This is a genomic window from Bradyrhizobium cytisi (assembly GCF_008123515.1).
Taxonomy (GTDB): domain Bacteria; phylum Pseudomonadota; class Alphaproteobacteria; order Rhizobiales; family Xanthobacteraceae; genus Bradyrhizobium; species Bradyrhizobium cytisi.
Genome location: NZ_VSSR01000014.1, coordinates 20,714 through 32,420 on the forward strand (window position 1 = coordinate 20,714; position 11,707 = coordinate 32,420).

10 protein-coding genes and 3 pseudogenes are annotated in these 11,707 nt (G+C 59.0%); 4 read left to right on the top strand and 9 right to left on the bottom strand.

All coding sequences use genetic code 11. The features are described from left to right. Window positions 1-30: 30 nt before the first annotated feature. Window positions 31-213 carry a DUF3606 domain-containing protein gene (locus FXB38_RS08625; RefSeq protein WP_148750456.1) on the bottom strand — a complete coding sequence of 61 codons (183 nt, stop codon included), beginning with the start codon at window positions 211-213 and terminating at the stop codon, window positions 31-33. A gap of 109 nt (window positions 214-322) precedes the next feature. On the opposite strand from FXB38_RS08625, the pseudogene ligD reads away from it, so the two are divergent. After that, a pseudogene (ligD, locus tag FXB38_RS08630) lies at window positions 323-1,242 on the top strand (non-homologous end-joining DNA ligase). 216 nt (window positions 1,243-1,458) lie between these two features. On the opposite strand, the gene FXB38_RS08635 reads toward ligD, so the two are convergent. Further along, the gene (locus FXB38_RS08635) at window positions 1,459-2,073 is read right to left on the bottom strand and encodes a cell envelope biogenesis protein TolA (RefSeq protein ID WP_148750457.1); all 615 of its coding nucleotides are present in this window, start codon (window positions 2,071-2,073) and stop codon (window positions 1,459-1,461) included. A 181-nt stretch (window positions 2,074-2,254) separates the two neighbouring features. On the opposite strand from FXB38_RS08635, the pseudogene FXB38_RS43660 reads away from it, so the two are divergent. Both FXB38_RS43660 and FXB38_RS43665 read left to right on the top strand, forming a co-directional pair. Continuing rightward, window positions 2,255-2,724: pseudogene (locus tag FXB38_RS43660) on the top strand (ATP-dependent DNA ligase); the annotation flags it as partial. After that, window positions 2,719-3,162 carry an ATP dependent DNA ligase gene (locus tag FXB38_RS43665; protein ID WP_246229762.1) on the top strand — a complete coding sequence of 148 codons (444 nt, stop codon included), beginning with the start codon at window positions 2,719-2,721 and terminating at the stop codon, window positions 3,160-3,162. The pseudogene FXB38_RS43660 and the gene FXB38_RS43665, both read left to right, overlap by 6 nt. An 85-nt stretch (window positions 3,163-3,247) precedes the next feature. Here FXB38_RS43665 and FXB38_RS08645 read toward each other — a convergent pair. Beyond that, a pseudogene (locus tag FXB38_RS08645) lies at window positions 3,248-3,711 on the bottom strand (metallophosphoesterase family protein). Beyond that, window positions 3,708-4,223: a hypothetical protein gene (locus tag FXB38_RS43670; RefSeq protein WP_246229743.1), complete on the bottom strand. Its 516-nt coding sequence runs from the start codon at window positions 4,221-4,223 to the stop codon at window positions 3,708-3,710. The pseudogene FXB38_RS08645 and the gene FXB38_RS43670 overlap by 4 nt, the downstream one beginning before the upstream one ends. A 116-nt stretch (window positions 4,224-4,339) precedes the next feature. Between FXB38_RS43670 and FXB38_RS08655 the strand changes: the two genes are divergently transcribed. After that, window positions 4,340-4,771: a hypothetical protein gene (locus FXB38_RS08655; RefSeq protein ID WP_148750458.1), complete on the top strand. Its 432-nt coding sequence runs from the start codon at window positions 4,340-4,342 to the stop codon at window positions 4,769-4,771. 266 nt (window positions 4,772-5,037) lie between these two features. Here the strand turns inward: FXB38_RS08655 and FXB38_RS08660 are convergent, their stop codons facing one another. The 5 genes from FXB38_RS08660 to FXB38_RS08680 all read right to left on the bottom strand — a co-directional run bounded on the left by FXB38_RS08660 (window position 5,038) and on the right by FXB38_RS08680 (window position 11,470). Continuing rightward, entirely contained in the window at window positions 5,038-6,306 is a 1,269-nt protein-coding gene (locus FXB38_RS08660) for a DUF2130 domain-containing protein (protein WP_148750459.1), read from the bottom strand. Next, the gene (locus FXB38_RS08665; RefSeq protein ID WP_148750460.1) at window positions 6,303-6,512 is read right to left on the bottom strand and encodes a KTSC domain-containing protein; all 210 of its coding nucleotides are present in this window, start codon (window positions 6,510-6,512) and stop codon (window positions 6,303-6,305) included. Before FXB38_RS08665 ends, FXB38_RS08660 begins: the two co-directional genes overlap by 4 nt. 2 nt (window positions 6,513-6,514) lie before the next feature. Beyond that, window positions 6,515-8,311, bottom strand: a complete 1,797-nt coding sequence (locus FXB38_RS08670) for an ATP-binding protein (RefSeq protein WP_148750461.1) — start codon at window positions 8,309-8,311, stop codon at window positions 6,515-6,517. Further along, window positions 8,308-9,495, bottom strand: coding sequence for an SIR2 family NAD-dependent protein deacylase (locus FXB38_RS08675; RefSeq protein ID WP_187434749.1), 1,188 nt, complete (start codon window positions 9,493-9,495; stop codon window positions 8,308-8,310). Before FXB38_RS08675 ends, FXB38_RS08670 begins: the two co-directional genes overlap by 4 nt. Window positions 9,496-9,934: 439 nt before the next feature. Further along, window positions 9,935-11,470: a Fic family protein gene (locus FXB38_RS08680; protein ID WP_148750462.1), complete on the bottom strand. Its 1,536-nt coding sequence runs from the start codon at window positions 11,468-11,470 to the stop codon at window positions 9,935-9,937. Between the last annotated feature and the right edge of the window lie 237 nt (window positions 11,471-11,707).

An 11,707-nucleotide genomic window follows, 5' to 3' on the forward strand; every position in this document is an offset into this window, starting at 1 on the left:
GTGCCGGACAATCGACGCCAGCAAAGATAACTAGCGCCCGAGACGCTTCTCGACGCGCTTCCGGCTGTTGCCGACCTTCTTGACAGCTTTCTTGACCGCCGACGCCGACCGCCGTGTCTTTTTGGACTCGTACCGCACTTCATATTTTTGCCCGCCGGCCACACGGGCCCGGTCCTGCTTGCGCCCGCGCGCTGTCTTCTTCGCTGCCGCCATCGGCTCCTCCTGTCTGACTTGATGACAAACCAACGCAGCAAGGGATTCGCGGGTTCCGGAACGATTCGAACTGTCTCAGTTTGAATCAGCTGTTGCGTGGAGTGCTTCAGTGGCGTTTCAGCGTAAAAGACCCCCGGCTATTGGCGTCAAGGCGCCGTTGCTCGGCTTCATCGAACCGGCCTTGGCAACCTTGATCGAGAAGGTGCCGTCCGGCACGCGGTGGATTCACGAAATCAAGTTCGACGGCTACCGTGTTCAGGTCCACCTGGCCAACGAGGCGGCGAAGATCTTCACCCGGCGCCGCCACGACTGGACGCATCGCTTCAAGAAGGTCGCCCACGACCCTGGCGCATCAAGGCGAGCTCGGCCGTCATCGACGGCGAGATTGTCGTTCCCGCCGCCGACGGCACGACCGATTTCTCGGTGCTGCAGAACGAGCTGAAGGGCAAGTCGACCAAGATCGTGCTGGTGGCATTCGATCTGCTCTATCTGAACGGCCGCGATCTCCGGAAGCTGCCGCTCATTCAGCGCAAAGCCGAACTCAAGAAGATCCTGACCGGCACCGACGTCCAGTTCAGCGAAAGCTTCGAGATCGAGGGACGCGAGATGTTCGCGCACGCCTGCAAACTCGGCCTGGAAGGTATCGTCTCCAAGGTGCGAGACGGCCCCTATCCGAAGGGCCGTACAAGCGACTGGGTGAAGAAAACCTGCATCCAGCGCGAGACGCTGACCATCGCCGGGTTCGCGCTCGACAAGGGAAAATGGGACGGCATCTATGTCGGCCGCCTCAAGGGCGACGATCTGATCTATGCGGGCAAGGTCGATCATGGCTTCGACAAGACGTCCGCCGCTGACCTCCAGAAGAGACTGAAGCCGCTGATCCGGAAGGCGCAGCCGTACACCAAGCGGATCGCACATAAGGGCATCTGGGTCGAACCAAAGCTGCTCGCCGAGATCGAGTACCGCGCGAAGTCGGCCGAGGGAAAGGTGCGGCACCCGTTCTTCCGGGGCCTGCGGGAGGACCTGTGATGGATGCATTCGATCGCTTCTGGCAGTGGGCCAACAAGCCCTTGGAAAGCCAACTAATGATTCCAGCCGAGCTACATCGGGCCGTCATGGAGCTCGCTCCCGAGGACCGACGGGACCGCGCCGCCGTGAACCAGGCCGCAGCACGCGTCCAAGGTCCCGAACGATGAGCGCTCGAAGGGGACCGCGGGCCTTCGCTCATGAGTGCCGCCAAAGAAACTAAGCCCGCGCGCGCCGCAGCGCGGCTTCCAATCGCTCCTTCTCCTTATCCCAGCGGGCTTGTTCGGTCTGCGATCTCTTCTCAAGAGCCTCGATCTCGGCCTGGATGGCGGCGGTCCGCTTCGCGTGCTCCTGCTCGGCCTTGTCCAACGCAGCCTGCGCCTTGTCGACCGCCTGCTGACGACGTTCTCGCTCCTTCTGCCTGGCAGCCTCTTCCTTCGCCCGTTCAAGCTCGCGGCGCCTCTGCTCCCGTTCGTAGGCGAGAGCGGCCTTCCGCTCCGCGGCCTGGTCGACGGGCCGAGAGGAAGGCTTCTTCGTCTTCGGGCCTTTCGACTTGCGGGAAACTTTCGTTGGTCCGCCGCCGCCAAGATCGGTGGGCAGCTCGGCATGCTCGCTGAAAGGTCGGTCGGTTCCAACCGGACGCCTGAGAACGATGCCGGGCTTTGCCATGGTCGCCGCGATAACGTCCGGATCGTGGCTCTCCTTCGCTGCGCCCTGATGGAAGAGATTGCTGTCGGCGCCCCATGCTTCCAGAGTCGCCTTCATGGATGGCGCGGCGATCGCCAGATCGAAGAAGCCCAGCGAAGTCTGATAGGTTTTCAGTTTCCTGGCCATCTGTCTGATCCGCCCTCCCCGATCAATCGTCAACGTCGCGCACGTCACGGCGCCTGCGGAACATGACGCGGCCTCGTAGCGTTCCCTAATCCTTGAAGGACGTCCATGCATTTCGCAACGCGCTCTTAAGGATTGACCTCGAATGAGCCGGACGTCGACCCTGCCCAAGCGCCTGCAGCCGATGCTCGCGACGCTCACCGACGCGCCATTTGACGACCCCGGCTGGGTTTTCGAGGATAAGTACGACGGCTTCCGGATGATCGCGGAAATCCGGCGGGGTAAGGTTGCACGCTACAGCCGCAACGGCAAGATCATCAGCCGCAGCTATATCGAGGTCGCAAAAGCGCTGGAGGGGGTGAAGGGCGACGCTGTGATCGACGGCGAACTCGTCGCGATCGGAAAGGACGGCGTCTCACATTTCCAGCTGCTCCAAAACGCGCTGCGCCATGAAGCGAAGCTTAAGTATTGCGTCTTCGATCTCATGTTTGAGAATGCAGTGGACTTGCGCAAGCAGCCTCTCCTCGAGCGCAAGAAGCGGCTGAAGGCAATTCTGCCGCGCGACAAGCTGATCGCCTTTAGCGCTCACCGTAAAGGGAACGGCACGAAATTCTTCGCCGAGGCCGGCGGAAGGGTCTCGAAGGCATCATGGCGAAGCGCGCCGACAGCGCGTATGCGTCCGGTAGCCGGACCCCGGATTGGCTGAAGATCAAGACGGCAAAGCGACAGGAAGTGGTGATCGCAGGCTTCACGGCGCCCAGGCGCACCAGTCCGTTGTTCGGCGCCCTGGTCCTCGCCGTGCGCGAAGATGACGCTTGGCGCTACATCGGTCATGTCGGCACTGGCTTCAGCCACAAGGTCCTGGAAGACATCCATGCCAAGCTCATGAAGCTGACGGCCTCAAAATCACCCTTCCCTGCCAAAGTGAAGGATGAGGCCGCGACGACCTGGGTCAGGCCCTCGTTGGTGGCCGAGGTCAAATTCGCGGAATGGACGAGCAAGGGCGAACTGCGCCAACCCGTCTACCTCGGGCTCAGGTCCGACAAGCGGGCGAAGGATGTCGTGCGCGAGCGGGAACGTCCGCGCAAATAGCGCTTCCTTTTGGGGCCTAACCGGCAAACGGAACGGATTGATGCATTCGCCTCCTCCGCTGTGAATTCCGTCCGTAGTGGTGCGCTCAGTCGCCTCCAAGGTCGTGGATTTCCGGTCGCATGCCCTCACGCGTGACTTCGAGCGTCGCAAGCGTGATCGGCAGCTTGAAGCGCCGCCGTCCCGCGCTGCCAGGATTCAGGAAGAGAACGCCACCGACCGTGTCGATCTTGGGCACGTGGGAATGCCCGGAAAGATGACGTCGATGCCGGCGCCAAGATCGGCCTGCCGTGTGTTCAGGTCATGCAGAACGTAGATCGACTTTCCCGCCAAGCGCACGAGTTTCGTGTCGGGGTATTTGCGAGCCCACTCGCCGCTGTCCACGATTCCATGGATGGCCGTGGCGGGCGCGATCCGGCGAAGCGCGTCCACGATCTCGGGCCGCCCGATGTCGCCAGCATGGACGATCTGATCGACGCCTTTCAGGCGTCGTTCCGCCTCGGGCCTCAACAGACCGTGCGTGTCCGAAATGATTCCAATCCTGAACGTCATTTCCCGGCGCTCTCAACCGCGATCTCCAAAAGACGATCGAGAAACTCTACCTGCCCGGACAGCATCTTAGTCCGCGCGAACTCGATATCGAACCAGTCCGCGCGGTCGACTTCGGGAAAGCTCTGCCGTCGACCGCTTCGTGGCGGCCATTCGATATCGAAGGTATTGCTGGTCAGCACCGCTGGGTCAAAATGGCCTTCTCCGGCGAATGCGATAACGCGCTTCCCTCCTCGCTGTCGGATCTCCCCCAGCGTCCGGAGTAAACCAATCGAAGCGCTCGGGCCGAGTTCTTCGGCAAACTCGCGCCGCCGCGAGCGCCCTTGCGGTATGCGAGAACACTCGTCGACGAGGAGGGCAGGCTTCGAGGGGGCAACGCCGATCACGCGTCGTTTCCCTGGTCGCCGGAACTTCATGCAGAGACGCTGGCGGGGATCGACGTCACCTGCCCCGTCGTTGCCGTCAGCTACGATCGCACGCAATTGCCGATCGAGGACCAGATCCTCGCCGCTCATGAAGCGATCCAAGGCTGGGAAGCGCCTTCCTGCTCAAGCCGCGCAACGGGGATAAACTCACAATAGCGTCGATTGCGGACCATGCCAGGTCGCTCAAGCTCTTTGATATCGTCGGCGTGACCGAGAAAGAAGCCGGCGATACCTTCGTCGAGAGGCTGACCTTCGTTGCCCGCCTGCGCGCGTTGCTTGACGCGAACGACGTTTACAAACCGATCCACGTTTTCGGCGGGCTCGACCCGTTCATGGCACCGCTCTATTTTCTGGCCGGAGCCGACGTCGTGGACGGCCTGACTTGGTTGCGGATGGCATTCTCCGACACGGGCTCGCGCTACCTTCCGGCCCACGCCGCAATGACCGGCCCCATGGCGAGGTTGGAAGAGGCCGAATGGCGGATCCGGCGTATGAATTTCAGACGTGTGGTAGACATGCAGACCTCGATCTGTCGATTCCTGCGTAACGGCAACTACGACGAGTTGTCCGCCAAGAAGGAGGCGTCAGTGGTGATACGAGATCTGCACCTCCGGCTGCTGGAATCGCTGAAGGACTGATCAGCGCGGGCGAACGGCCATCGCCGGACCTCCCTCGATCGTTATCGGCGATATATCTCATTCGGCCGAACACCCGATGGGGCGCAGCGCCAGTGGCGGCCGCATCGCTTCGCACAGTGATTTTCACCAAATGCTTCTGATCTAGCGCATAGGCACAATGCGAGGCATGCTCCCATTCCGCGGTGCGTCCGGGAGGGCCATGAACGCAGCTAAGCGCGGTCATATCCCATCCGACAGTTCGTGAGGCCGGATAAGAGTAGTCGAGCCTACCCTTTGCTATTTTCGATGAGGGGCATCTCCAACGCAGGTATCTCTTGCATAACGCGCCCCGCTATCCCTTGAAGATCACCATACATCCCAACTGTGGAATCAATGACACCCTGAATTTGTGCTTCGCGCTTTGCCCACAGACGCATAGTGGCCTTCCGTTCGCGGTTGAGGTCGTCTTGCATTTCGGAGAACAGCTCGACAATGGCTTCGACTCGATGCCGGAATCGCGGACCAGTCAGATACGCGTAAACGAGCTCTGTTTTGGTTTGCTGCCCTTCTTGGGACAGACGCGTAGCCGCTAACTCGATCAGGGATTGCCGCAGGACCGCAGCTACCGGGAGAACGAATCGCGGATGAGCAACCCAGACGCCATCGATCAGTTCAAAACTCTCGACGCCTTTCGGCAGCGTCTCCGACACCAAGAGCGCCAATTCTGCCTTCGCCGCTCGCTGATCCCCCCGCAGCTTTGGTAGCCACGCATCGCTCCAATTTTTGGTTCGTTTAGTCTCCCACAAGATCGCGCCGCACTGCTGCCCAGCAGGCCCCGTCACGCGCTGAAGCAAATCTCCGCCGAATTCACCCTTGGCGACGGGCTCGAGCAGGTCGAGTGGAAATCGGCCACCCAGGAGCGTCTCAAGCTGCAATTCCAGGACCTCGCCTTGCAGCTGTTGCGATCCCTGTTCGGCCCGACGCCTTAGCTCCTCGATTTGGCGCTGCATCGACAGGATTTGCTCTTCCTTCTCGGATACTTTCAGCCGCAGAGTGTCTTCCACGTCCTTGCGGGCCTGCTCCCGGACTGCACCGAGGGCTTCTTGAACGCGCTTTTCGACGGAAAGCTCCAACTCACGCCTGGCGTCATCGAGTTCGCGCTGCTTGCGAAGAAGTTCGACCTGGGCTGCCTGCGCTTCGGCCAGTTTGGTATCGCGTTGGATCAGGACGTCTTTAAGATCGGCGATTTCCCTTGCGTGGGATTCCAAGTCCGTGGCTAGCGCGAGCTTCGCCTTGCGTGCCTCGTCGTGAGCAATGGACTGGCGCTCGGCCTTCAGCCTTTCCGCGACCAGCACATCAACACTTTCCTGCGCCTCCTTCACGGCTACCTGCTGAACGCGAAGTTCCGCCTCGCGTTTGTCCAACACGGCATCCCTGTCGGCAGCCCTCTTCTCATATTCGCGCTTTGTTGCCGCGATCAAGGGCGCGGCGAGCGATTCGGTGAGTTTGATCTCACTATGACAGCTTGGACAGGTGATGTTAGCGTCGATGGTCATGCGCGCTCGAAAGAATATCCATTCTTGATGTTAGCGTTAAAGTAGGCCCCATGCGAGTTCGCGGCCATCAGCCGCTCATACTCGAACGACGGGACATTTAAATAGCGATATACTGCGCCACCCTTGAACTCAACCTCCAGCGTCGAACTGTCTTCATCATATCCAACCGAGACCAGGTTAGACGAGTTTACCACTATCCGTTCCATATCTAATTTCCCTCCTTACCGCGCTTCCATTTGGGATTTTGGGCGCGCCACGGACCGCTGAGACTTACGTAATCCTCTTGCGCTTTCGGCTTGGCCCAAGCTTGCGAGACTCTCGGGTCTTCGCTGCTTGGCCGCGCTCCCTCGGGCGGCAATGTGATGCGGCAGCGGATCGGCAGCTTTGCGGCTTCTCCGGTGATGATCGCTTCACCGGTTCTCAAGACCGGTAAGCTATCCATAAGCCCGCTTAGGCTGTCGGGCAGCGCAGATTGAACCTTACCACGGTCACCTGTATTGGAGAGCCGAAGGGCAATGAACGTCCCACATTGCGAAAGGATAGTATCGTCGATCTCGGACGGACGCTGGCTGACGATCATGGCGCCGACGCCGAACTTTCGTCCCTCCTTTACGATACGCTGAACCATCGCCTTTGCGGGACCATCGGCATCCTTACCGAGATAGCGATGGGCCTCCTCCATGACCACGAGTAACGGTCGCTGACGGCCGCCTTCCGCGGCCTCGCGCCCCCAAAACAGGGCCTCGTAAAGAATATTGAGAATGCCACCGACCAAATGGTGAAGGACGCCGCTAGGTATCCCCGAGAGGTCGAGAATGCTGATGGGCTTGTCCGTTCCAAGCCAGGACTCCAGCAGCTCCGGTAGGTCCTTCTTCGCCTGATCGTTGAGAGTAGGTTCCCAGTCGCCCGGATGGAGCATGAAATCGTACTGCCGATCGAGTAACCGGGATCTCATTTGGTCGAGTTGGCGCCGAATTGAAAGCACCGCGGTCTTGTTCGCAAAAGGCTTGGCCCCGCCCGGACCCGGCAATGGATAGACCGGCGCCACGAGCTTCTCCGCATTCCCCGGCTTTTCGATTGCCGAGGTAAGTTGGGTGTTTTCATTCCAGGTCTTGATCTCGGGATCGATCAGATCAGACCACAGTTGCTTCAAACTGAATGGGAGCGGGGTGTCGAAGGTAAGCGAATTGACGTCGATACCGTCATACATTCCGCCTTTCGCCAGTTGCAGCTTCTTGGAGAGAATCTTGTCCGTAATCGCGGCAAATGCCGGGTCAGACAATTTTCCCATCATGAACCCCAGCATCTCCGTCGTGTCCGTAGCCCAGTACGGGATGAACAGCGGTTTTTCGTCGTCGGCTGGCGAAACGCGAAACACCTGAGCAATCTTCTTCAGGGATGTCGCGTATTCTCCGTGAATGTCGAGAAGTAGAATGCGAGTACTGGGAAAATTGCTGCTGCCATCCGTTGAACGAACGATGGCGCGCAAAAGGCTCGCAACGGTTGTTGACTTTCCCGAGCCAGTCGACCCGAGCACCGCGCTGTGCCTTGTCACAAGCCGATCCAAGTCCACGTGTACCGGTATGCTCTCAGCCCCAGCAAGCCTTCCGATGACAACCTGCCCTTCTTCTGCCGTACCGTAAATCTTTGCGAGATCATCCTCGGTGACCAGATGTACTTCGTCGTTTATCGCCGGATACTGGCTGATCCCGCGCTCAAAAGCCGTTTCGACGATCTCTCCGACCAACTGGACGGTTATCCAGCGTTCCCCCCGCGAGCTCAAATTCTGCGCGGCCTCTGGCGTCGCCGTTGCGCCGACCTCGGCGATAATTCCGTAAAGATCGTGATAGCCCTGCGGTATCCGCACAAAGCTTCCGACTTGGCCAACGCGATAGCTACGTCCTCCGATAATGGCGATACCCGATGCCACGCCTTCAAATTGACGAACGCTTATCGTCGCCCCTGATACGGCTCCGACATGTCCCAGCAGTGTCGGCGCAATCATGGTGTAATCCCGACGCCTGCGGACGGACCGGCGCCAGTTGCGGGCGCGATCGCTGGAGTGGGAGTGAGAGCTTGCATCGAGCGTGATGCAGCGAAGAAGCGGCCGAAAGCCTCTATTGCTCCCAGCGTGAACTGCGCCGGCCCGCCTGAGCTTGGAGCCGCCCAGTAGGTTGCTCTGATCGGCCCCCAATCTTTGCTTGGAAGCTCGGTCGGCACTCGCCAGGGTCCCTCTATCCCGTTGACCACAGCTTTGTCGGGCGCGTAGGCGCTGAGGTTGGGACGGCGCCGCGCCAAATCGCAGACGGCGACCTCGTCAGAGAGGGATTTATATTGAAAAGCGAAGACGCTGGCCGAAGGATTCGCGGCTAGGCCCTCGTCGATACGAGCCGCGACATGCGCGTCCGCGTAGGAAAATCCGATAGAAATGAGCAGGGTGTCCGGCGTGGCCAGGAAGGCCCGCAGCCGATCGAACAGCGCGGCATAAGGAGCTTTTTGGGTCTGATCGTACTTCAGGTGCTCCGGGAAGACCAAATGCGTCGCTGTATCACTGCCCGTTCGAATCACTTCATCCTTGCCGCTCGCCTTCCATCCTAGCGAGCCATGCAACTTCCACAGTCTTGTCCAGCGTGGCGGCAGGTCATTTCCGGCGACAGAGACCGGATCGAAAAACGGCTCGCGGCCACCGGTAAATCCATCAAAGTATGGAGCACGGACTGCTTCAAAGGCTTCCTCGAAGAGAAGATCGTAGTTCGTCGTAAAAATCTCGACAGGATGATCGCGGGATATTCCTGTAGTCCAGTTGACAAGATCGCTGTAGGCACTCCCGCTTACGGGGAGTCGAACGTTCACAATCTTTCCAATCTCAAGACAAATGTCTTCGCTGAAGGCCCTGAAGCCATCGCCGTCGAGGCCATGAATCCTCGACTTCCCGATCACCTTGCTGAGGGAGCGGATACGCGAAAGTATCGTCTCGATATCGTGCTTGTCCAACTCCGCTTTGAGGGAGGCAATCTGACTGCCGTATTTGGGTGCCAACGTCGCAAGGACCTGTTTTGTAAGTCCCTCGACAGCAGGGATGAGCGGGTAAGTACCGTCGTCTTTCGCCGTCCCGGCTCCAGCTCCAGCGCCGACCAAAAGGCCTATACGCTTTCTTCCCTGAGCAACGATGGTCCGTAACGCGGCCATGTATTGGTCTGGGTTATGTATGCTAATGCTCAAAATAATCCCCGCACGACAATTTATGACCCCAACATTGAAACGAAAATACCGTTCTAACAATCAAAGATTGACGATAAGATTCTAGGCTACCTCAATAAGCATCCCCCGCGGGCACTTCAAGGGGAAGCTCGCGACTTTCCCCACTCCGCGCTGGACCGAGACCGAGCCGCGGTACATCGTCGGCGAGACAACAGCCAGCCGCGGTCAGCATCATCCACTGGTACGCGGCTCCATCGTGCTGAACACGGCTGCGACAACGAAAATTGACCGGAACGATTAGATGCAATTGCCGTTGCGGAGCCAATTGAAAGGACTTGTTGAAATCTACATCCAGATCGATCCCACATATCACGGACATGCCGCGAGATCTCTTGCGACAAAATAGCGTCGGCTTGTCGAAATTCGATCATGCGCTCTCCTGAAACGAGGCGCGGTACAACTCCTCGATCTTCGCCACTTCCTCTGCGGTCAATTGCGCGAACTCGTTCTCCCTTGCCCGCTTGGAAAGCGCGCCGTTGTTCTGCCGCAGGAACCCGAACAGGTTGTTGAGCGTCCGCTCGGGCATATCGATCATGCTCTCGACGCCAGCACGGAACGTGTCGAAGTTACGAAGAAAGTTAGTTTCGTTGGGCAGGTCCTGCTCAATCGTCTGGCGCACGCATTCGTACAAAAACTCAGCATGCGGCGTCGCATCGAAGAAACGGTAAAAGTCGGCCGTATCGTTGAGAACCTTTACATTGCCCTTCTGGGTAGCTTCCCATTGGACGCAGGGAAGCAACCTGCTGGAATAGCTCTCCAACACAGTCTTGTACTCCGTAATCCTATCGAGGATCGCCGACGACACCGGGAAATGCAGTCCAGCAGGATTAAACCCTCGGCGCGCGAGAACGTGATGCATCAGGTAGCGGTGGATACGCCCGTTGCCGTCTTCGAACGGATGGATATAGACGAACCCAAATGCCAGTACTGCTGCAGCGACGATAGGATCGAGATCGTTCTCGGCGTTATGGTCGAACGCAATCAAGCCCGCCATCAGCGACGCAATATCTTCATGCCGAGCGTCAATATGATCGGGAATGGGGCGCTGCGTATCCCGGTCGTGCTCACCGACGAAGCCGCCTTCCTGGCGGAAGCCCATCTTCACAAAGCGCTCGTCGCCGATGACGATGCTCTGTAAGCGCAAAAATTCCTGCTCATCGAGCGGCGCGCGACCTGCCTCCCCGATAGCGCGGCCCCACCGCTGAATACGATCCTGCGGCGGCCTTTCTCCCTCGATCACGTAGCTGGACTTCGAATCCTTCAGCAAAAGAAATGCAGCCGTCCGCGCGAGCAGGTCCTTCGGAACTGCGCTGACGACCGCGCGCGCGCGCTCCTTCCAGTCCTGCGCGATAAACTCGCTGAGCGCAGCAGACCTGAACACGAGCGGGCAGAAGTCCGGCGTACCGGGAAGGTTGTTGCGGACACGATGACGGGCCGAATTCTCGCCGGGCCTTGCGAACTGGAGTTCGGTATCGACCGCATCCACATATGAGACCTTGTTTGCGGCCGGCAGCTTCAGCTCACGGCCAAGCAGCCACTCGTACAGAAACCAGATACGACGGGTGTAGAGGCCGGTAGGCTTCTGCCGTACAAGCTCCGCGATCTCGCCTTCCTTAACCGCGAGGAAAAGCCGCTTCAGAACGGCAAGGTCCACCCCCTCGTTCTTGAGAGCAAAAGTCAGGTGTCCTTCAAGAGAGGCCTCCGGCGCGTGGCGCGGCGTATAGATACGCCAGTCGCCCTGCTCGATAATGCGGTGCTTGGTGCCAATCGCCGAAAGGGTGCGGGGGACAGGAACGGGCAACTTATAAGCGTCGATCAGGGCAGCGTAACCCACCGGAACGGCAGCTTCCGGCAGCCTCCGGTCATGAAAAACCCTAACCGATCCTGAAAATTGCACGCTCACTCAAAATCCTATGAAAAACACTCTCTGGCTTGGTCCCTGAAATTCCTTCTCCAAAGATGCCCATTATCGAATTTCAGTTCTACATTATGAAAAACCTTCTCTCAATTAGCAACACCTGAAAATATTGCAAGGTCGACATTTCCGTCACCAGCCGTAAGTCAATCTTGGAACCGCTTGTGATGGGCGGCGGCGCAGCCCTGCCGGAGCCCAGTCACGGGTCCCAAAGTCCAAACGGCA